The sequence below is a fragment of the Sellimonas catena genome (assembly GCF_027924685.1).
Classification (GTDB): Bacteria; Bacillota; Clostridia; order Lachnospirales; family Lachnospiraceae; genus Sellimonas; species Sellimonas catena.
The window spans coordinates 47,014-67,943 of the sequence record NZ_BSBO01000024.1 but is presented as its reverse complement, the minus strand read 5'-3'; the positions used below and the strand labels follow the sequence as shown (position 1 = coordinate 67,943).

Below are 20,930 nucleotides of genomic sequence, written 5' to 3'. Positions count from 1 at the left end.
TGCGGCTGCGCTTCCATGCAGCAGCTGGGGAGGAGTTATGCTCCTTCCCCATAAACGAACGTTCTTTTCATATCGCTTTTTAGGCCTCCCACTGGAAGGTCTGCGAAACATGCCCGGAAATCCGATTACCGCCAGGAATTCATCGGATTTTCCCGTTTTTCATATGGAATACGAACTTTTTCGGCTCTCCGGAAAGATCCAATCCCCATAAGTGATCTGGCTGACCGTCCGCGAATTGGTACAATTGGAAAGAATCACATTCAGAGCAGTTCCGCTTTACTCAGGACTGCTCTTTTTCCGCTCTGAATCTGATACTTTCCTGATGAATTATACCATAAACTATTGGAACATTCAATCGATTTTCCTTTTCCGGAACAGGATAAAGAGCACTGCGCTCAGTGCCATCAGAACCGGATAGTACAGATACGGCATAATTTCAAACGGAGTCAGCTTCGTAAGACTTGCTGCCGACAGAAGCTGGGCACCGTATGGGATGATCCCCTGTCCAACGGAAGTAAAAATATCAAGAAGTGAGGCGGAACGTCTTGGCTCAATGCCGTACTCATCACTGATATCCTTTGCGATCGGGCCGGTCATGACAATAGCAACCGTATTGTTTGCCGTGCACAGGTCCACCAGAAAGGCAAGACCTGCAATACCAAGCTCTGCGCCGCGTTTTTTCTTGATTCTGCTTTTAATCATCTGCAGCAGAAAGGTAATTCCTCCCATCTCCCGTACAAGGGAAACAATGCAGGCCACGACAATGGAAATCACCGTTATGTCATACATCCCCATGATTCCGCCGCTTCCATCCGGTCCCTGCGCTACAACCTGGAACATCTCGGAGACCGCAATCTCTCCGGATAATACTCCCACAGCAAGAGATAGTACAGTTCCCGTCATCAGCACAAGAAACACATTCACGCCGATCAAGGCGCCTACCAGAACTACCAGATACGGAATAATCTTCCAGATACTGTATATCAGTTCCTCCTCCATCTGAAAATCCTGCCCGGATGTCAAAACGAAGAATATCCCGATCGTGACCACTGCCGCCGGCAGTACAATCAGAAAATTCTCACGGAATTTATCTTTCATCTCACATCCCTGTGTCTTGACAGCCGCGATCGTTGTATCGGAAATCATGGAAAGGTTATCTCCAAACATGGCTCCGCATACGACCGCACCGATACAGATGGCTGCATCATATCCGGTCTTTTCGCTGATACCCGCCGCGATCGGAGCAAGAGCCGCAATCGTTCCCATGGACGTTCCCATGGAAACCGAAATAAAGCATCCGATCACGAACAGTCCTGCAACCGCCACCTGGGACGGCAGGATGGACAGTCCAAAATTTACCGCGCTGTCCGCCCCTCCGGCAGCTGTTACCGCACCGGAAAATCCGCCTGCGCAAAGGAAAATCAGACTCATGGTGATAATGTTGTCCTCCCCCACTCCCTTTGCGATAATATGAATTTTTTCGTTAAAATCATGTTTCCGGTCCTGCACAAAAGCTACAAACAGTGCCATCAAAAATGCCAGCACAGCAGGCATTGCATAAAAGTCGCCGCTTATAAACCCGGATCCAAGAAACAATACCAGAAATACTCCTATTGGAAGAAGTGCCGCCGCACTTCCTTTTTCTTTTCTTTCTGTCATTCGTCCTGCCACTCTCCTTCGGATTTCGTTTTAAAAGTCCGATGGAAAAAGGGCGGCATGCCTTCCAAAAGTGCTGCCGCCCTTTTCACCATCCATTTTCCATATGTTAAACCGGATTTATCCATTCAGCTTCTGATTTGTGTAATTTACAAGGCCTCCGGCTGAAATGATTTTCTGCATGAATTCCGGGAACGGCTGTCCCTGATATTCAGTCCCTTTTGTCCGGTCAAAAATTTTCCCACTGTCAAAGTCGATCTCCACTTCATCCCCCGCTTCAATCTCCTCGGCCGCTTCTTTGCACTCAATAATCGGAAGTCCGATATTAATGGAATTCCGGAAGAAAATCCGTGCGAATGTTTCTGCAATAATGCAGCTGACTCCCGCTGTTTTCAGACAGAGCGGAGCATGTTCTCTTGAAGAACCACATCCGAAATTCTTTCTTGCAACAATGATATCTCCCGGCTGAACCTTGCCTGCAAACTCCGGATCAATATCTACCATCGCGTGGGATGCCAGTTCCTGCGGGTCAAACGAATTCAGATATCTTGCAGGAATGATAACATCCGTATCCACATTGTCTCCGTATTTAAATACATGTCCTTTTGCTTCCATGTTCTATTCACCTGCTTTCTCTGGATTTGCGATATAACCTTTGATGGCACTTGCCGCAGCCGTCTCCGGAGAAGCAAGGTAAATCAAAGAGTCCACATGTCCCATACGTCCCACAAAATTTCTGTTTGTTGTGGAAACACACTTTTCACCTGCTGCCAGAACGCCCATGTGTCCTCCCATGCACGGTCCGCAGCTCGGCGTGGAAAATGCGCATCCTGCATCCACGAAAATCTCCGCTATGCCTTCTTTCAGACATTCCTTATAGATCGCCTGCGTACCCGGAATTACAATCACACGCACATCCGGATGTACTTTATGACCTTTGAGGATCGCCGCCGCTCTTCTCATGTCTTCCATTCTTCCGTTCGTACAGGATCCGATTACAACCTGGTCGATCTTGATCGGCTCCATAGTCTCGATCTCATCAATTGTGTGCGCATTGCCCGGAAGATGCGGAAATGCAACCGTCGGTCTTACTTCGGAAAGATCAATCTCGATCACTTCATCGTACACTGCATCCTCATCCGGAGTGTAGATCTTATATTCTTTGTCCGAATGCTCTTTCATATACGCTTCTGCCTTCTCATCCACAAGGAAGATTCCGTTCTTCGCCCCTGCTTCGATGGCCATATTTGCCATGGTGAAACGGTCATCCATGGAAAGTTCGGAAAGTCCTTCTCCTACGAACTCCATGGATTTATACAATGCTCCATCCACACCGATCTTTCCGATGATATGGAGAATAATGTCTTTTCCGCTAACATATTTTCCAGGTTTTCCCTTCAGTACGAACTGAATTGCGGATGGCACCTTGAACCAGAGCTCTCCGGTCGCCATTCCTGTCGCGATATCCGTTGTTCCAACACCGGTGGAAAATGCTCCCAGCGCGCCGTATGTACAGGTGTGGGAATCCGCTCCGATGATACACTCTCCTGCTACCGTGATTCCTTTTTCCGGAAGGAGCGCGTGCTCAATCCCCATCTGTCCAATCTCATAATAGTGCGTCAGTCCCTGCTCTTTTGCAAATTCCCGGATTGATTTGGAATTTTCCGCTGATTTGATGTCTTTATTTGGAGTAAAATGATCCGGTACCAGTACAACTTTGTCCTTATCAAATACCTTGTCCGCCATCTGCCTGAATACCGGCACAGCCATCGGACCGGTAATATCATTTGCCATTACAACGTCAAGCTTCGCCTCAATCAGCTGTCCTGCCGCCACCCTGTCCAATCCTGCATGCGCTGCAAGGATCTTCTGCGTCATTGTCATTCCCATGTCTTTTGCGCCTCCTCTTTTTCTGGCTTCTGCCTTTCCTCATATTCTATCATAGATATCTACAGATGTGCAAGAAAAAATCAGAGTGCGATCTGTTTTTTGAGTTTTACCTTGCTGATCACCGACAGTTAAATGCAGGAAATTTCCTTTTGAAAGAAACACATCCGGTCTTTTTTATTTACGCCTTGCGAAATTTATTATATAATATAGAATGCGTGTATAATTTGTCGATTAAAGGAGAATGAATATGACATTAAAAATGGGGGAAAACCAGCACACCTATATTGTCAGATCCATTCAGCTGGAGCTTTCGCTGGAACGCAGGCTCGAATCTCTCGGTCTTACCGAGGGGGCTTTGATTACCATTTTGAATAATGATAAAAAGGGAGCTATGACTGTTCGGTTCCGTGGGACAAGATTTGCCCTCGGTAAGCGGATTGCTGACCATATTGAAGTGGAGGAGGCAGAATAATGGGTGATATCATCAATGTGGGATTCATAGGTAATCCAAACTGTGGAAAAACAACTCTGTTTAACGCCTATACAGGGGCTAATCTGAAAGTGGCAAACTGGCCGGGCGTAACAGTCGAAAAAAAAGAGGGAATGACCGAGTACGAAGGGGATCGTTTCAAATTGATCGACCTTCCTGGAATCTACAGTCTGACTTCTTATACAATGGAAGAAACCGTATCAAGAGAATGTATTATGAGTGATGACGTCGATGTCATCGTTGACGTTGTGGACGCCTCGTCTCTGGAGCGCAACCTTTATCTGACTCTCCAGCTGATCGAGCTTGGAAAACCTGTCGTTCTTGCACTGAATATGATGGACATCGTAGAAGAACGGGGCATGGAAATCGACCTTCACCGTCTTCCGGAAATGCTTGGTATCCCTGCGATACCGGTTTCCGCGAGAAAACGGACCGGTCTTTCCATCCTGATGCATGCGGTCAAACACCACGAAGGGCTGACCGGCCAGGATCCACTGATCCACCACCACCAGGAAAAAGAGGCAAGTTCTTCCCACCGCCACAACCATCATGCGGAATATGCCATGGTATACAGCGATGAAATCGAAGATAAAATCGATATACTTATCGAACGGCTCTCCACACAGGATCCTGATCTTTCAAATAAAAGATGGCATGCCATCAAGCTTTTGGAGCATGACCCGGTCGTCATGAAAAATCATCCTGTCATGCTGGATGATGTAGCTTCTGAAAGTCTGGAAAAAGATATCATCAATCAGAAATATGATTTTATAGAAGAAATTATTCAGGAGGTTCTCGTCAACAAAAGCGCAAAAGCAGAAATGACAGAAAAAATTGATCGCTATCTGACAAGCCGCTATCTTGGCCTTCCGATTTTTCTTCTGATTATGGCTTTTGTATTTTTTGTAACGTTTACAGTCGGTGACTGGCTGAAAGGATATTTTGAGCTGGCTCTTGTCTGGTTCTCGGATCTGGTGACCGGCGGACTTTCCGCAGTCCATACGAATCCACTGATTCAGTCTCTTGTCGTGGATGGAATTATCTCCGGTGTAGGCGGCATCCTGACTTTCCTGCCGAATATTTTCATCCTGTTTCTGGCACTTGCCTTTCTGGAAGACAGTGGGTATATGTCACGTGTCGCATACGTCATGGATGATCTGATGAGCCGTCTCGGACTCTCCGGCCGTGCTTTCATCCCGCTCCTTCTTGGATTCGGATGTTCGGTTCCCGCTGTCATGGCATCCCGTGCTCTGGAACACCGGAAAGACCGGCTGAAGACCATTCTTGTTACACCGTTTATGTCCTGCAGTGCAAGGCTTCCAATTTATGTCCTGTTCTCTTCCATGTTTTTTGGAAAATACAGCATGCTCGTATGCTACTCCATGTATCTGCTTGGTATTGTGGTGGCCATCACGGCGACTTTCGTCATTTCAAAATTTGACGGTAGTAAAGCGGAACACGCACTGCTCATTGAGCTTCCGGAATACAAGACTCCAAATGCTCACACGATTGCCATCTATGTATGGGAAAAGGTAAAGGACTATCTCTCCAAAGCAGGTACCGTCATCTTCATCGCCTCCATTATAATGTGGGGTGTCATGAACCTTGGACCGCATGGCTTTGTATCCGATATTTCCGAGAGTTTCGGGGCAATCATCGGAAAGGCCCTTGTTCCTTTACTTGCTCCGGCGGGACTTGGGTACTGGCAGATCGCCGTTGCTCTGATCTCCGGTATTGCTGCAAAAGAAGTCGTTGTTTCCAGCTGCAGCGTTCTTTTTGGCATCGCCAATATTACGACTTCCGCAGGTATGGACAGCATGGTATCTGTCCTTGCTTCCATGGGATTTGGCGCAGCCAACGCCTACGCAATGATGGTTTTCTGTCTTCTCTATGTTCCATGTATGGCAACGATCGGAACGATCCACAGAGAAGTGGGAAAGACAAGTATCACTGTCGCGTTCGCCTGCTTCCAGCTTGTCATTGCATGGATTTTCGCAGTGATTTTCTACCATATCGGACTGCTGTTTTAAATAAAAGAGAAAACAAAGACCCTTTCCGGTCTTCGGCTGATTACAGGCCGCCCGGAAAGGGTCTTTTTACATAAACTTTTTTATCAAATTAAGATGATCCCGAAACGGCGGGTACCGGAAAGGAATGTCTACAAGAACCGATTTTTTGAGGATACTTTTCTCATGCGTAAAGGTATCAAAACTTGCCTTCCCATGATATTTCCCCATTCCGGACTGCCCTACTCCTCCAAACGGCAGATATGGTGTTGCCAGATGGACTACCGTATCATTGATACAACCTCCTCCGTAGGATAGCTTTTCAAGAATGTAGGACTCCCTTTTTTTGTCCCTCGTAAACAGATACAGCGCCAGCGGGCTTGACTGCGCTTCAATGGCAGCTGCCGCTTCCCGCAGATCATAGTAGGACATGATCGGCAGAACCGGCCCGAATATCTCTTCTTTCATCACAGCGTCATCCCAGGTGATGCCATCCATCACTGTCGGCTCAATCCGAAGCGTGGTACTGTCGGTCTTGCCGCCGTAAATGACTTTATTTTCATTGATCAGTCCACTGATACGTTTGAAGTGCCTCTGGTTGATAATCGCCGGATACTCCTCATTTTCCAGCGGTTTCTGGCCGTACATCTTCTGAATCTGTCTGATAATATAATGAATCAGCCTTTTCTTTACACTGTGCTGCACCAGTACATAATCCGGTGCCACACAGGTCTGTCCGGCATTCAAAAACTTCCCCCAGACAATCCGTTTTGCCGCGGTTCTTAAATCCGCTGTCTCATCAACAATGCAAGGGCTCTTTCCCCCAAGCTCCAGGCTGACAGGAGTCAGATGTCTGGCTGCCTTCTCCATCACGGATTTTCCTACTTTCGGACTTCCCGTAAAGAAAATATAGTCAAACTTTTCATTGAGGAGCGCCTCGTTCTCCTCCCGGCCGCCTGTCACAACTGTGACATAGCAGGATGGAAACACTTCCCGAATCATCTCCTGAATCATCGCAGATGTATGCACCGAGTAGGAAGACGGCTTAAGGACTGCACAGTTTCCTGCACTGACCGCGCCAATCAGAGGTGCCACCGTAAGCTGAAAAGGATAATTCCACGGAGCCATAATAAGTACGACACCATAAGGCTCTCTGTAAATAAAAGAGGCAGACGGGAACTGAGATACCGGCGTCCTGACTCTTCTTGGCTTCGCCCAAAGTGTCAGATGTTTCATGGCAAACCTGATTTCCTCTTTTACCATTCCGATCTCAGTCATATATCCTTCCGTGCCGGATTTTCCGAGATCCTTATTGAGGGCATCCAGAATCCGTGACTCATTCTCATCCATCCATTTCAGAAGTCTGCCAAGATAAAATACCCTGAATCCCGTTTTCTTCGTTTTCCCTGTCTTAAAAAACTCTTTCTGCCGTCTTACCAATCCTTTGTACTCCATTCCTTCTCCTTTCCAGCTAGTCTCTTAATTTCTGCATTTTTTCTTTTTTTGCCTCCCGCAGGTAAGGAATCTCGATCGGATCAATCGGATCTACCGGACTTTCTACCTTCATCTTTTTCTGTCTGCTCCTGCGTTTCAAAAGCTCTCCACCTTTGTTGTAGAACCAGAAACTGTATGCGAGAAGCTTATTTGCCTTCCCCATCTTATCTTTCACCGTTTTGTTATAAAATCTTCCGCCGGCTTTTACAATCTGATTCTGACGGATCAAATTGATCAGTTCGGTTTCACATGTGGCTGTTCCCGCAAATTCTGTATACGCGGTACTTACACATTCGATCTTATGGGCATCGCTGCCTCCGGTTCCCGGTTTATTATATTTCTTTGCGAGTCTGGCCGCGCCTTCATTTGACTCCTCAGACTCGCACGCATTAAATACCTCAATAAAATCAAACCGCTTAATCAGCTCCGGGGATTTATAAAACCGCTTTGTATTTGTAAAACTCAGATATTTTTCACCACACGGATGGGCCGGTCCAAGCACACCTCCATTTTTGTGTACCAGATCAATCAACATGGTAAGCGGCAGCCCGCGCATCTCCAGAAGACGCATTTTCCGCCCCTCCGGCATAATGACAAGAAAATGCCCCGCATCTCTCGTGTCGTATTCAATCCCCTTAAATACCATAAAATCCTGGTACTTTTTCCCTTTCAACTCATTTTTCCAGTATCGGTATCCATTATAAGTATCGTGGTCGGTAACAACCATTCCATCATATCCATTATCGATCAGCTTTTCGATATATTCTTCAATGCCTACTTTGCTGTCAATCGATCCTTCTTTTACATGACAATGCATATCCAGCTTCATACACAAGCCCCCTTTTGCTTACAGGCTTATTATACCCTTTTTTCAGAAAGGCAGTAATACTGTCCGCATTTTCTGATTCCCAAAGTCAGATTTTCTCCCTTATTCATTTTCGTTTATTCGTTCTCATCAGAATCCAGAATGTTTCTCGCCATTTCAATTTCGGATTCTACCGATTTCTTTTCCCGAATTTCTTTTGCTTTACTGCGCTCGATCTTTGCAATCTTACTTGACTTCAGAGCATACTGGATGCAGATTCCAAGAACTGCCAGAGCAATGCTCACTCCGTAGAATGCAATTGTACTGTCAAACGGCAGGTAGCGGCATGCTACAATACCGCCGAGAACACCTCCGCCGATTCCCATGACCGGTATAATCATCGGATCACCGAAAACGGCTGCCAGAATCGCAAATAACAGTGCTGCCGCTGCCGCGATGCCAAGTGCAATGTAGCCTCTGCCGCCCGCAAGTGCCAGGGCACTTACAAAAATGGCCACAAACGAAAATACGAATGCCCCGAATTTGCGGAATACCGCCTCGAATGCTGCAAGAAGCACTCCCGCTGCTACGCATACGCCGATCATGATCCAACCGTCCAGATTCAAATACCAGGACGCCGCCAGTCCAGCAGTCACACCAAGCAGAAGCCCCTGCAGAGCAAACAGAACATATTTACACTTCGCTCCAAAGAAAACCATCAGCAGCGCGATCACACCAGCCACAACAGCTGCCACTGTTCCTCCTTCCGAAAAGATCCACGAGAAATCCATGTTCTTCAATCCATCTTCAAAGAGCAGCCGGCTTATCTGATCTGCTGCTTCAAATACTCTTTCCATCTTTGTCTCTCCTTTGTATATTATTTGATACTCTTTTCGTTTCCCTCCTACTTGTATTTTAATACAAAACTGATATTCCCGCAACACGAAAGATGGACGCCGATGCTTATCTGATCATCAACGCCCATCCTCACTTTGTTGGTTCTTCAGTCATTCGTTAACCTTCCCTTTCTCAGATTATATGAGTTATAAATGTGTTTTCGGTGGTCCGTACCTTCCTTTCTGAAATCCTTTCTGATTTCTATTTCTTTTTCTTGTCCTAATATTACCATCCCTTCTTATTTTTGTCAATATATTTTTCTGTTTCTATCTATTTTTTCTTTCTTTACATTATTTCTTTTTAAATTATCTGTTGATTCAGGCACTCCGGCACACAAAAAAAGATACCATACCGTCCTCTGACCATATGGTATCTTCTCTGCCTTTTTCCGTACATTAGTATGCAACTTTTCCGGAATCTGTCCCGTTTACCACATAGTAAACTGCAGCTTCCTCCGGCTTTACATAAAGTGTGATATCTTTGATATCGCCCACTTTTTTTCCATTTGCCTTTGTCCAGTCTTTTTTGACTGCAGCGATCATATCTTTTTCCTCTACTTCTTTTCCGAAGTACTGAACAAATGTCCTTACTTTGATTTCTTTCTTTGCAGTTTTTTTTGCAGCTGTCTTCTTTGCAGTCTTTACTGTCTTTTCTGCTGCTTCTTTCACAGCCTCTTTTACTTCTTCTGTTTTTTCAGCTACTGCTTCTTTTACAGCTTCTGTCTTTTCCACAGCTGCTTCTTTCACAGCCTCTGTTTTCTCTGCTGCCGCTTTTGCAGTTTCCGCCGCTGCAGCTTCTGTCTTTGCAGTTACCTTTGCCAATGTGCGTTTTCTTGCCATAATAAATCCTCCTAATGAAAACTGTCACCTGTTGTCATTCTTTTCTGCCTTACTACGCCAGCTGTCCATTATTATAGCACAAATTTTTCAAAATGCAAGAAAAGAGCATTTTATTCATGAATCCTGAATTTATATACTGTTGTTGTCTGATAAGTCTCCCCTGCCTTGCACACTGGTGCCTCAAAGTTTTCGTGATGTACCGCATCCGGGAAGTACTGCGTCTCAAAGCAGACTGCCGCATGTTTTCCGTAATGCTTTCCGCCTTTTCCTGTTTCATTTTCAATACCGTTTCCCGTATACATCTGGACTCCCGGAAGGTCCGTCAGGACTTCCATCGAAATACCGGTTTCCGGTGAATACACCTCTGCTGCTTTCTCACAATTTCCCTGATTGCCAAGAGCCCAATTATGATCATATCCGCCTGCAAGCTTCAACGGCTCATAGTCTGCCCCGATATCCTGCCCGATCGCTTTTGCCTGACGGAAATCCATCGGTGTTCCTGTCACATCGATCAGCTTTCCGGTCGGAATCAGTTTATCGTCTGTCTCTGTAAACGCATCTGCGTCAAGACGTACGACATGGTTCAGAATCGTATTTTCCCCTTCTCCGTTTAAATTAAAATAACTGTGGTTGGTCAGGTTCAGAATTGTGTCTTCACCCGGAATTGCCCTGTAGGAAATTTTCACTTCATTGTTCTCTGTCAAAGTATAAGTAACTTCAATTCTGACATCTCCCGGATAGCCCTGATCCCCGTCCGGACTGAACAGGGCAAAAGTAATACTCTGCGCATCCGACTGCTTTACTTCCCACAGTCTCTTGTTATAAAAGTTCAGTCCGCTGTGCAGGTTGTTTCCATTTTCATTTGCGTCCAGGCGGAATGTCTTTCCACCAAGTTCAAAAGAAGCCCCCGCAATTCTGTTTGCGTTTCTGCCGACAGTTGCGCCAAAGAAACTTGCTCCTGTCTCATATCCGGACACATCGTCGTATCCGAGTACTACATCCCTTTTCCGACTGTTTTTGTCCACTACCATAATGTTTACAAGGGTTGCACCATAGTCGGTTACTTTCAGCTCCATTCCATTTTCATTTTCCATTGTGTAAAGCGATGCCTGCACACCTGCCCTTGTCTGTCCAAAATTTTCCTTTTTCATTCATCTACCATACGCCTTTCGGCTTCCTTTCTTTCAAACATTTCTGCCTTTTATTTTACACCTAATTTCTCTGCATGAAAAGAAGCATTACAAAGACTGTTTCATTTTCTTTGTAATGCTTCCTGACTGATCCGCTATTTCTTCTCTTTGACTTTTCCAAGTATGGACTGGAGGACAATAAAGAAGCATAACAATGCGGAAAGAACAATTCTTACCCACCAGCTCGACAAGGTCCCCTGAGTAGTAATCAGACTTGTAATCGTACCTTTAATCAGGACTCCGAACAGCGTACCGATCGGTGTTCCGACACCTCCGCTCAGAAGCGTACCTCCGATAACCGCCGCCGAGATCGCATCCATTTCCAGTCCTTTTGCCTGTTCCACGAACCCGGCACAGCTGTTGAGGCAGAATACAAAGATACGGCCTGTATTTTCTATTCTTCCTTATTTACGATATGCTGCTGCATTCCATCTGAGTTCATTTTTCAGATTCCGGATATTGGTGTCTTTATCGATATAAACCGCCTCAATACCCATTGCATCCGCCCAGTCTCCCATCTGTTCCGCGGTAATGTCATAGGAGAATGCCGTGTGGTGCGCTCCTCCACAGAGGATCCATGCCTCTGCGCCGGTCTGAAGATTTGGTTCCGGTGTCCAGAAAGCGGTTGCAACCGGAAGTTTCGGCATCGGTTTTTCCGTTTTTTTACAATTGACATTGTTGATAATCAGGCGGAACCTGTCTCCAAGATCAATGAGAGAAGTTGCAATCGCCGGACCTTCCTTTGCCGTGAATACAAGACGTGCCGGATCTTCTCTGTCACCCATGCTGAGCGGCTGCACTTTGATACTGATCGGACCGTCCGCAATAGTCGGGCAGACCTCCAGCATATGAGCCTGAAGAATGCCTTCTTTTCCAGGAACCAGATTGTAGGTATAATCTTCCATAAAGGAAGTTCCCTTTGCGTCTTTCATTCCTTCCGTCATGATTTTCATAATCCGAAGCATGGCTGCAGTCTTCCAGTCTCCTTCTGCGCCAAATCCGTAACCTTTTTCCATCAGTCTCTGGATTGCAAGCCCCGGAAGCTGCTTTAAACTTCCAAGATCACCAAAATGAGTCACAATTGCCTGATAGTTCTTCTCTTCCAGGAACCGTTCAAATCCAATTTCGATCTGTGCCTGTACGGCAACATGTTTCCGGAATTCTTCCGGATCTCTTCCTTCCAGAAGAATATCATATTTATCATAATATTCCTCTACCAGAGAACTTACTTCTCCTTCTTTTACATCTTCGACCGCTTCCGCGATTTCGTTAACCGGATAAGCATCTACTTCCCATCCAAATTTAATCTGTGCCTCTACCTTGTCTCCATCCGTTACGGCTACATTTCTCATATTATCGGCCACCCTCATGACACGTACATGGCTGCTTTCGATCACACCCACAGCTGTACGCATCCAGGATGCAATTTTTTCCTGTACCTGTCTGTCAGACCAGTGTCCCACAACAATTTTTCTCTCGATTCCCATCCTGGTAAAGATATGGCCGAACTCACGGCCTCCATGTGCAGACTGGTTTTCGTTCATGAAATCCATATCAATGGTATCATATGGAATTTCCTGATTGAACTGAGTGTGCAGGTGAAGAAGCGGCTTCCTGTATTCCTGAAGTCCGAGAATCCAGGATTTTGCCGGTGAGAACGTATGCATCCACGTGATGACACCTGCACATTCCTCATCTGTGTTTGCCTCATTAAAGGTCTTTCTGATCAGCTCGTTTGTGATCAGCGTCGGTTTCCAGACAATCTCATACGGAAGAACTCCGGATGCATTCAGCGCCTCCACGATCTTCTGCGCATGCTCTGCCACATGAGCCAGACACTCGTCTCCGTAAAGATCCTGCGATCCTGTACAGAACCAGAACTTGTAGTTTTTCTGCTTTAACATTGTTTTCTCCTCCTGTTATATTGATTTATTATATATGTGTAATCACTTTCACGGAATTTCGCATAACCAGATCCGGCATAAGCTCCACCGTCTCAATGTCTCCGATTCCCTGTATCTTATCAATCATCATCTCAGCCGCAATCTTTCCAAGCTCCTGCACCGGATTATCGGCCGACGTAAACGGGATCTCACAGAATCTCGAAAGATCGGAATTGTCAATTCCCACAATGGAAAGATCATCCGGTATCCGGATTCCCTGATCCATACAGATACCAACCAGCTTGTTTGCGACCTCATCGTTATAGCAGACACAGGCCGTGCAGCCCTTGATCCGCTTCAGAATTCTACTGCAGTCGTCCCGCATCTCCGCGATCTCATCCGAGTCGATCCATACAACCTGCTTTCCTTTGACCTTGATATCCGCATCCATCAGCGCATCCACATATCCCGCATACCTCTGGTGCCCCTGACCATCGTCCGCCTTGAAAATCCCCGCTATATTGATATGCCCGCAGTCAAGAAGATGCTGCGTCACCATCCGCCCGGCCGCTCTGTCATTCAGGCTCACATGCGCAATATCAAGCTCCGGATAAAAACTGTTAATAAACAGAATCGGAACACCCATCCGCTCCAGCTCCTTGTATAGCTTCAGATTCGGATTCGGAATCCCGCTCTTTGTTGTCTCCGCAATCAGCCCGTCGATTGATCTCTCCCGAATAAAATCCTTCAGAATCATCCGCTCCTTCTCAATCGCATTATTAGACACGGCAAGCTGAAGAAAATATCCCTCATCCGACAATACCCGTTCAATCTCCTTTACAATCAACGGAAAAATATAGACATCCACATAGGTCGTCATCACCGCAATCCTCATGGAACGCTGTCTTTTCTGCTTTCCAATCTCAATATATGTCCCGCTTCCTCGGACACTCCGCACAATCTGTTCCTCCTCCAGCACTGAAAGCGCCTTCCTGATCGTCTGACGACTCACACCAAACCTCACCTGCAGCGTATTCTCGGACGGAAGCTTATCCCCCTGCTTCAGCCTGCCCTCACGCAGCTCTCCTCTGATCCACGCAACCACTTCTTCGTACTTCTTCTGCATTCCAAAGCCTCTCTTTCATTATACTACCACTATAACCCATTCACCTGTACAATACAAGTTGGAGTATTATCCAAACATGTCACGCACAATTTATACAAAATCCAAGATTTGTACTATCGAAATCTCCTGTTTTCAGTACAAATTTGTCAAAGGGGACGTGTTCCGGATCATCGGAACACGTCCCCAAAAATATGTACAAGATCTTTTTCGCCATTCAGGACTGCTTCCATGAGCTGATCCCCTTCATAACGAAGTTTCAGAGAGAAAAACGGTGCATCTTTTTGAATCAGGTCAAAGAAAATCCTATCTCCTTCCCAGAGATTCAGGCGGGAAATCTCGTCTTTTGGAACCCACTTCAGTACGCCTTCGTCACAATCCCGGATCTGCCCTCTAAATCCGTCTATCGTGTAAAGACAGATGTATTCCGGATCCTGTTTATCACAGATAAAGGTTAAAATTCCCCGGAATTTCATGGATGTCACGGTCAGGCCGGTCTCTTCTTCTGTCTCCCTCTTCATACAGTCTTCCGGGCTTTCTCCGTATTCAAATTTTCCTCCTATCCCGATCCATTTGCCTTCATTTACGTCCTGCTCCTTTTTTACGCGGTGAAGCATGAGATAGGCATCCTCTTTTTCGATATATCCCAGTGTTGTCATCTGTACTTTCGGCATGTCGTTCTTTTTGTCCTTCTTTCTTTTTTACCGATAGTATAGCACGTCTATTTCAGATGGTCTACTGCCGCTCGTTCAATCGGGAACCCTTCTTTGTACCGCTCAATAAAGGTATTAAAACCTGCCACATCTTCCGGATCCGCCTGCATCTCAATTCCTGTTTCTCCTGCAAATACTTTTTCTGCCAGGAAATCTGCCAGATTTTCATCTTCCTCACGATGCACCATATAGGATGCGAGCAGGGCAATTCCCCAGGCTCCGCCTTCTCCCGCGGTTTCCATAACGGAAACCGGTGTGTCAATTGCTCCGGCCAGAATACTCTGACCGACTCCTTTTGTCTTGAAAAGTCCGCCATGTCCCAGAATCCGGTCAAGTTCTACATGTTCTTCTTTAAGCATGATGTCCATTCCGACTTTCAATGCTCCAAGAGAGGTGTAAAGATGTACTCTCATGAAGTTTGCGAGATTAAAGCTGCTCTGAGGTGTCCGGACAAATAGCGGGCGCCCTTCTTCAAAGTTTGTAATATGTTCTCCTGAGAAATAATTGTATGCGAGAAGTCCTCCGCAGTCTTTGTTCCCTTCCAGTGCTTTGCGGTACAGGGTTCCATAGAGATCATCCATACCAATTTCCATTCCAAAAGTCTCTGCGAACTCTTTAAATACAGATACCCATGCATTCAGGTCGGAAGTACAGTTGTTGCAGTGTACCATTCCCACCGGATCTCCGGACGGGGTGGTCACAAGATCAATCTCCGGATATACTTTGGAAAGTTCTTTTTCCAGTACTACCATGGCAAAAACGGAGGTTCCTGCCGATACATTTCCTGTCCTTGGCGCTACACTGTTTGTTGCCACCATTCCCGTGCCGGCATCTCCTTCCGGCGGGCAGAGCGGTACTCCTGCCTTCAGGTTCCCCGACGGATCCAGCAGCTTTGCCCCCTCTTCTGTCAGAGCGCCTGCATCCTCGCCTGCCAGCAGTACATCCGGAAGAATTCCGCTTAATTTCCACGGATATCCTTTCTCCGCAACAAGGGCATCAAATGTGTCGATCATTCCTTTATGAAACTGCTTTTCTTTGACATCAATCGGGAACATGCCAGACGCTTCCCCGACTCCAAGTACTTTTTTACCGGTCAGTTTCCAGTGAACATATCCTGCAAGCGTTGTAAAAAACGCTACGTCTTTTACATGTTCTTCCCCGTTTAAAACAGCCTGGTAAAGGTGGGCGATGCTCCATCTTTGAGGAATGTGGTACCGGAACAGCTCCGTCAGCTTTTCCGATGCATCCGCTGTGATTGTGTTTCTCCAGGTGCGGAACGGCACGAGAAGTTCCCCTTCTTTATCAAATGCCATATATCCATGCATCATACCGCTGAATCCGATTGCAGCAAGATTTGTGATCTTTGTTCCGTATTTTTCTGATACGTCCTGCGTCATGCTCCGGTAACTGTCCTGCAGTCCTGTCCAGATATCCTCCAGCGTATAGGTCCAGATCCCATGATCATAACGGTTTTCCCAGTCGTGGCTCCCGGATGCCACCGGTTCATTTTTTTCATTAATCAGAATCGCCTTGATCCGTGTCGATCCAAATTCGATTCCAAGCACCGCCTTTCCGTCTTCAATCATCTGTTTTGTATTTTGAGCATCGAATGCCATATGCCTTTCCTCCTTCAAGAATCACTTCCATTTTGTACTATTATATCATTCCGAATTCTCCCCAGCAATGAAACTTGTGCATCCTGCCCAAATTCGGATAAATGCCGAAAAAAGAGACAGGAGGTTTTCAAGTTGTACTGAAAAACTCCTGTCTTACTCTTTCGTCTATTTCTGCCGGACTAAGGTTCTTTCAGTGATGCAATTCCCCGCATCAGAATTCTGACATCATCCAGAATATAATCAAAGGCTCCTGCTTTGTACAGATTTAGAATAATCATTCCGATCGGAACTGCCAGAATCATACCAAGCAGACTCCCTACCCGGTATCCGACATATAAAAGAATCAACGTAAGAAGCGGACTGAGTCCGATGCTGTCGCCGACCAGTTTTGGCTGTATGATCTGTCTCACCAGCTGTGTAATTCCATAAATGATCAAAAGTGCTATCGCTATTTTAATATCCATTACAAAAAACTTATATACAGCCCACGGGATCAGCGCGGTTCCGGTTCCGAAAAACGGAAGGAAATCCAGAAAGGCGATTAAAATCGCAAGTAAGAAAGCATAATCCACACCAAGAATCAGAAAGCCGCACAATAGAATCAGTCCTACAACCGCCATAATTTTAAACTGCGCTTTAAAATAACCTCCGACCGCATACTTCAGATTGTACATAACCATTGACATTCTTGCTTCAATCGCCTTGGGTGCCACTTTTTTACTCCACTGTATGATTTCCTCCCTCTGGGCTGTAAAAAAGTAAGCCGATACAAGTGCTACAATAACAGACACAAGAATCCCCGGAATCCGTTTGACTACATTTCCCGTCGCTTCCACCGCCGGGTTTCCTATCCCTGCGATCACACCGCCTACTCTTTCATCCATATTCTGAATCAGACTGTTCCAGCCGTTTTGAATATTCTCGGGCAGCATCCTGTAAACTCCCTGAAACCGTTCTCCAATCTCCCGAAATCCCGCTTCCAGATCTTGATAAAGATCCGGAGCATTGTTAAGCGCCATCTGTATTTCCCGGGCCAGCTTTACGATTCCCAGATATCCGAGTCCTGCCACAATAGCGATCACCAGAATGATAATCAGGGCAGATCCCAGTTTTTTCTTGATCTTCACTCTGCTCTCCAGCCACCCCACAAGCGGATACGCCAGATACGCAATAAACCACCCGATAACAAATGGCATGAAAAATCCGATTGCCCGTACACCGATCACAATAAACAAGATCGTCCCCAGAAGACTGAAAAAAAGACTTGCGGCAACTTTCCAGTACGGCCTTTTATCTGTTTTCATTCCATCTGCGTCTTCCTGCATCCTACTCCTCCTTACTGTCAGCCCCGAACATTCTGGTCTCGGCAAACTCCCAGATTTCCTCTCTCCCCTGCTTTGTTTTTGCGGAAAATGGAATCACCTTTGTGCCGCTTACCAGATTCAGCCCTTCTCTGAGCACCTTGAGCTGTTTTGACAGCTGACTTTTCTTGATTTTATCAAGCTTCGTAGCAATAATTACCGGTTCATATCCCTGATGTAAAATCCAGTCATACATCATTTTATCATTTTTTGACGGTTCGTGCCGGATATCAATCAGAAGGAACACCGCCTTAAGCATGGCAGACTGATGCAGATAGCGCTCAATCATCTTTCCCCACGCTTCCTTTTCTTTCTCGGAAACCTTGGCGTATCCATATCCCGGAAGGTCAACCAGATACATTTCCCCATTGATATTATAAAAATTAATCGTCTGTGTTTTTCCGGGCGTAGCCGAAATCCGGGCCAGAGACTTCCGGTTCATCAAAGCATTGATCAGGGAGGATTTCCCTACATTGGATTTGCCTGCAAATGCAATCTCCGGCTTGTCATTAACCGGAAGTTTACTGGTAATTCCACACACTGTCTCCAGAGCAACCTCTTTAATTACCATTGTTCTCCCTCCTGTTCTATTTTTTCTGCAAGTGCCGTATTTAGTACTTCTTCCATCCGTGAAACGAACCGGATCTCCAGTCCTTTTGTGATTTCCCTGGAGATTTCCTCCACATCCGCCTGATTTTCAGATGGTACAAGCACACACCGCACGCCTGCGTTTTTCGCTGCCAGCAGTTTTTCTTTTAATCCTCCAATCGGAAGCACCCTTCCGCGAAGCGTAATTTCTCCGGTCATGGCCACATCCGCACGGACCTTTTTGCCTGTCACCGCGGAAAGGATCGCCGTGGCCATCGTAATGCCCGCAGATGGTCCATCCTTCGGCACTGCCCCTTCCGGAATATGTACATGAATGTCATGCTTTTCAAAAAAGTCTTCTTCGATTCCACAGCGGCCGCTGATGGAACGGATATAACTGATTCCGGCCTGCGCAGACTCTTTCATGACGTCACCCATCTGTCCTGTCAGCAGGAGATTTCCCTTTCCGGAAAGAACATTGACCTCAATCTGAAGTGTATCCCCTCCAACGCTTGTCCATGCAAGACCTGTCACAATTCCCACTTCATCCTGGCTGTTTGCCATATGATAGTGGTATTTTTCTTTTCCAAGATACTGTCCCAGATTCCGTTCCGTGATACGTACCCGCTTTTTTCCCGACTCCAGAATCTCCTTGGCCGCTTTTCTGCAAAGCTCCCCAATGGTTCGCTCCAAGGTACGGACACCGGCCTCTTTCGTGTAATTGCGGATGATTTTCCACAATGCTCCATCCGAAATACTGAGAAGTCCACCTTCCAGCCCGTGACGCTCCAGCTGTTTCTTCATCAGATGCTCTTTCGCAATGTGCATCTTTTCATTTTCCGTATAGCTGGAGACCGAAATCACTTCCATTCTGTCAAGAAGCGGTCTTGGAATCGTCTGAAGGGTGTTGGCGGTTGTCACAAAGACAACTTCCGAGAGATCCAGCGGTACTTCCAGATAATGATCCCGGAATTTTTTATTCTGTTCCGAATCCAGAACCTCCAGAAGCGCGGAAAAGGTATCCCCTTTATTATAATCAGTGCTCACCTTGTCAATCTCGTCCAAAAGCATCACGGGATTTTTGACCCCCGCTTTCCGAAGCCCATCCGCGATTCTTCCCGGCATCGCTCCTACATAGGTCTTTCTGTGTCCCCGGATCTCCGCCTCATCTCTGACACCTCCGAGAGAGATTCTTACATAAGGCTTTTTCATGGACTCCGCAAGGGATTTCGCAATGGATGTTTTTCCAGTTCCCGGAGGTCCCACAAGACACAAAATAGAAGATCCGCTGCGTTTTGTCAGTTCTCTGACCGCCAGATATTCAAGCACCCGTTCTTTGACTTCTTTCAGACCATAATGCTCTGCCTCAAGAATCTCTTTGGCATGTTTCATATCGGTATATTCCTCCGCCCTTTTATCCCAGGGCATCTCCAGCATTGTCTCAAGATAGGTACGGATGACTCCTGCCTCGGTCGGGTTGTTTACTGTATTTTTAAACCGGCGTATTTCTTTTGCCACTTTCTCGTGTACTTCCTCCGGAGCCTGCATTTTCTTTTCTGCTTTTTCGAATTCTTCCGCGTCGGACAATGTTCCGTCCTCTCCCAGCTCTTCACGGATATATTTTAACTGTTCTCTCAGAATGTATTCCCGCTGGCCTTTGTCGATCCGCTCTCTGACTTTCTTTTCAATTTCTGCGGTAATATCTGCCGCCCGTGTATCTTCCTCGATCCTGGCTACAAGCGTATAGTAGCGTTCCAGAAGATCATCTTCATCCAGCAGTTTCTGAAGTACAACGGAATCCAGTCCGATCCCTGCCGCCGCTTCTCCTGCCATTTCATAGACATCATCAAGCTTCAGGATATCCCGGATCACTCCTTCCGGAACACGCCGTGTCTTTTTTACATAAATCTTCAGGGCATCTGTCAGAATTTTTTTCATTCCCTCCAGAGATACCCCTTCCGGAAGGTCCGGACGCTTTTCCTGACAAATGGAAATATCTGCCTCCCAGTATCCTTCCACCTCACGCATCTCTCTTAACACTGCCCTCTTTTCACCGTAAACCATCACTCTGAGACCCTTTTGAGGCACCCGTACAACCTGCCGGACTTCCGCCAGCACACCGGTACGGCATAGTTCCTCTTTCTGCGGCTCTTCAGTTTTATCTTCTTTCTGTCTGATCAGGAACACCTTCTGTCCTGCAAGCATTGCCTGCTGAACACTTTCCATGGATTTGATCCTGACAACATCAAAATGTACTGCCATACCCGGGAAGACGGTCAGGCCCCGGATCGGCACCATTGGTATATGATTGATCTGTTCTGTCATTAATTCCTCCGTATTTTACAAAAGGTGCAGGTATAATTACCTGCACCTCTCTCA

17 protein-coding genes and 1 pseudogene are annotated in these 20,930 nt (G+C 46.4%); 2 read left to right on the top strand and 16 right to left on the bottom strand.

Translation table 11 applies throughout. The features are described 5' to 3' along the window. Window positions 1-351: 351 nt before the first annotated feature. The 3 genes from Selli1_RS11885 to leuC all read right to left on the bottom strand — a co-directional run bounded on the left by Selli1_RS11885 (window position 352) and on the right by leuC (window position 3,546). Window positions 352-1,659, bottom strand: coding sequence for a Na+/H+ antiporter NhaC family protein (locus Selli1_RS11885; protein ID WP_281873088.1), 1,308 nt, complete (start codon window positions 1,657-1,659; stop codon window positions 352-354). Window positions 1,660-1,776: 117 nt separating this feature from the next. After that, entirely contained in the window at window positions 1,777-2,271 is a 495-nt protein-coding gene (gene leuD / locus Selli1_RS11880; protein WP_087167456.1) for a 3-isopropylmalate dehydratase small subunit, read from the bottom strand. Window positions 2,272-2,274: 3 nt separating this feature from the next. Continuing rightward, window positions 2,275-3,546 (bottom strand): 3-isopropylmalate dehydratase large subunit, encoded by a 1,272-nt coding sequence (gene leuC / locus Selli1_RS11875; RefSeq protein WP_087167457.1) that lies wholly within the window; start codon window positions 3,544-3,546, stop codon window positions 2,275-2,277. Window positions 3,547-3,793: 247 nt separating this feature from the next. Between leuC and Selli1_RS11870 the strand changes: the two genes are divergently transcribed. Continuing rightward, window positions 3,794-4,018, top strand: a complete 225-nt coding sequence (locus Selli1_RS11870) for a FeoA family protein (RefSeq protein ID WP_087167458.1) — start codon at window positions 3,794-3,796, stop codon at window positions 4,016-4,018. Then, complete coding sequence (feoB, locus tag Selli1_RS11865) at window positions 4,018-6,066, top strand: ferrous iron transport protein B (protein ID WP_281873087.1); 2,049 nt, start codon at window positions 4,018-4,020, stop codon at window positions 6,064-6,066. Before Selli1_RS11870 ends, feoB begins: the two co-directional genes overlap by 1 nt. A 66-nt stretch (window positions 6,067-6,132) precedes the next feature. Here the strand turns inward: feoB and Selli1_RS11860 are convergent, their stop codons facing one another. From Selli1_RS11860 to lon, 13 genes and pseudogenes are all read right to left on the bottom strand, one after another. Beyond that, window positions 6,133-7,497: an aldehyde dehydrogenase gene (locus Selli1_RS11860; protein WP_281873086.1), complete on the bottom strand. Its 1,365-nt coding sequence runs from the start codon at window positions 7,495-7,497 to the stop codon at window positions 6,133-6,135. A 16-nt stretch (window positions 7,498-7,513) separates the two neighbouring features. Further along, a complete protein-coding gene (locus Selli1_RS11855; protein ID WP_087254525.1) occupies window positions 7,514-8,365 on the bottom strand; it encodes a PHP domain-containing protein in 852 nt (283 codons plus the stop codon). Window positions 8,366-8,478: 113 nt separating this feature from the next. Then, window positions 8,479-9,198: a hypothetical protein gene (locus Selli1_RS11850; protein WP_191437181.1), complete on the bottom strand. Its 720-nt coding sequence runs from the start codon at window positions 9,196-9,198 to the stop codon at window positions 8,479-8,481. 435 nt (window positions 9,199-9,633) lie between these two features. Then, window positions 9,634-10,077 (bottom strand): DUF6465 family protein, encoded by a 444-nt coding sequence (locus tag Selli1_RS11845; protein WP_087167463.1) that lies wholly within the window; start codon window positions 10,075-10,077, stop codon window positions 9,634-9,636. A 110-nt stretch (window positions 10,078-10,187) separates the two neighbouring features. Further along, window positions 10,188-11,228, bottom strand: coding sequence for an aldose epimerase family protein (locus Selli1_RS11840; RefSeq protein ID WP_281873085.1), 1,041 nt, complete (start codon window positions 11,226-11,228; stop codon window positions 10,188-10,190). Window positions 11,229-11,362: 134 nt separating this feature from the next. Continuing rightward, window positions 11,363-11,641 (bottom strand): annotated as a pseudogene (locus tag Selli1_RS11835) (ABC transporter permease subunit); the annotation flags it as partial. A 30-nt stretch (window positions 11,642-11,671) separates the two neighbouring features. Next, window positions 11,672-13,171, bottom strand: coding sequence for an L-arabinose isomerase (gene araA, locus Selli1_RS11830; protein ID WP_087254532.1), 1,500 nt, complete (start codon window positions 13,169-13,171; stop codon window positions 11,672-11,674). 28 nt (window positions 13,172-13,199) lie between these two features. Then, a complete protein-coding gene (locus Selli1_RS11825) occupies window positions 13,200-14,276 on the bottom strand; it encodes a GntR family transcriptional regulator (protein WP_087167470.1) in 1,077 nt (358 codons plus the stop codon). A gap of 167 nt (window positions 14,277-14,443) precedes the next feature. Then, window positions 14,444-14,947, bottom strand: a complete 504-nt coding sequence (locus tag Selli1_RS11820) for an NUDIX hydrolase (RefSeq protein ID WP_087167471.1) — start codon at window positions 14,945-14,947, stop codon at window positions 14,444-14,446. A 47-nt stretch (window positions 14,948-14,994) separates the two neighbouring features. After that, window positions 14,995-16,602 (bottom strand): xylulokinase, encoded by a 1,608-nt coding sequence (locus Selli1_RS11815; protein ID WP_281873083.1) that lies wholly within the window; start codon window positions 16,600-16,602, stop codon window positions 14,995-14,997. Between the two features lie 179 nt (window positions 16,603-16,781). Continuing rightward, entirely contained in the window at window positions 16,782-17,927 is a 1,146-nt protein-coding gene (gene ytvI / locus Selli1_RS11810; protein ID WP_242959064.1) for a sporulation integral membrane protein YtvI, read from the bottom strand. Window position 17,928: 1 nt separating this feature from the next. Further along, window positions 17,929-18,534: a ribosome biogenesis GTP-binding protein YihA/YsxC gene (gene yihA / locus Selli1_RS11805; protein WP_281845567.1), complete on the bottom strand. Its 606-nt coding sequence runs from the start codon at window positions 18,532-18,534 to the stop codon at window positions 17,929-17,931. After that, complete coding sequence (lon, locus tag Selli1_RS11800; protein WP_191437059.1) at window positions 18,528-20,876, bottom strand: endopeptidase La; 2,349 nt, start codon at window positions 20,874-20,876, stop codon at window positions 18,528-18,530. The genes yihA and lon overlap by 7 nt, the downstream gene beginning before the upstream one ends. Window positions 20,877-20,930 lie beyond the last annotated feature (54 nt).

Excerpts from the sequence above, each read along its gene's own strand:
- Selli1_RS11820 (WP_087167471.1), bottom strand. The coding sequence starts at position 14,947 with ATGCCGAAAGTACAGATGACAACACTGGGATATATCGAAAAAGAGGAT.
- Selli1_RS11870 (WP_087167458.1), top strand. The coding sequence starts at position 3,794 with ATGACATTAAAAATGGGGGAAAACCAGCACACCTATATTGTCAGATCC.
- araA (WP_087254532.1), bottom strand. The coding sequence starts at position 13,171 with ATGTTAAAGCAGAAAAACTACAAGTTCTGGTTCTGTACAGGATCGCAG.
- yihA (WP_281845567.1), bottom strand. The coding sequence starts at position 18,534 with ATGGTAATTAAAGAGGTTGCTCTGGAGACAGTGTGTGGAATTACCAGT.
- leuC (WP_087167457.1), bottom strand. The coding sequence starts at position 3,546 with ATGGGAATGACAATGACGCAGAAGATCCTTGCAGCGCATGCAGGATTG.
- leuD (WP_087167456.1), bottom strand. The coding sequence starts at position 2,271 with ATGGAAGCAAAAGGACATGTATTTAAATACGGAGACAATGTGGATACG.
- feoB (WP_281873087.1), top strand. The coding sequence starts at position 4,018 with ATGGGTGATATCATCAATGTGGGATTCATAGGTAATCCAAACTGTGGA.
- Selli1_RS11885 (WP_281873088.1), bottom strand. The coding sequence starts at position 1,659 with ATGACAGAAAGAAAAGAAAAAGGAAGTGCGGCGGCACTTCTTCCAATA.
- Selli1_RS11840 (WP_281873085.1), bottom strand. The coding sequence starts at position 11,228 with ATGAAAAAGGAAAATTTTGGACAGACAAGGGCAGGTGTGCAGGCATCG.
- Selli1_RS11825 (WP_087167470.1), bottom strand. The coding sequence starts at position 14,276 with ATGCAGAAGAAGTACGAAGAAGTGGTTGCGTGGATCAGAGGAGAGCTG.
- Selli1_RS11815 (WP_281873083.1), bottom strand. The coding sequence starts at position 16,602 with ATGGCATTCGATGCTCAAAATACAAAACAGATGATTGAAGACGGAAAG.
- lon (WP_191437059.1), bottom strand. The coding sequence starts at position 20,876 with ATGACAGAACAGATCAATCATATACCAATGGTGCCGATCCGGGGCCTG.
- Selli1_RS11845 (WP_087167463.1), bottom strand. The coding sequence starts at position 10,077 with ATGGCAAGAAAACGCACATTGGCAAAGGTAACTGCAAAGACAGAAGCT.
- Selli1_RS11860 (WP_281873086.1), bottom strand. The coding sequence starts at position 7,497 with ATGGAGTACAAAGGATTGGTAAGACGGCAGAAAGAGTTTTTTAAGACA.
- ytvI (WP_242959064.1), bottom strand. The coding sequence starts at position 17,927 with ATGCAGGAAGACGCAGATGGAATGAAAACAGATAAAAGGCCGTACTGG.
- Selli1_RS11850 (WP_191437181.1), bottom strand. The coding sequence starts at position 9,198 with ATGGAAAGAGTATTTGAAGCAGCAGATCAGATAAGCCGGCTGCTCTTT.
- Selli1_RS11855 (WP_087254525.1), bottom strand. The coding sequence starts at position 8,365 with ATGAAGCTGGATATGCATTGTCATGTAAAAGAAGGATCGATTGACAGC.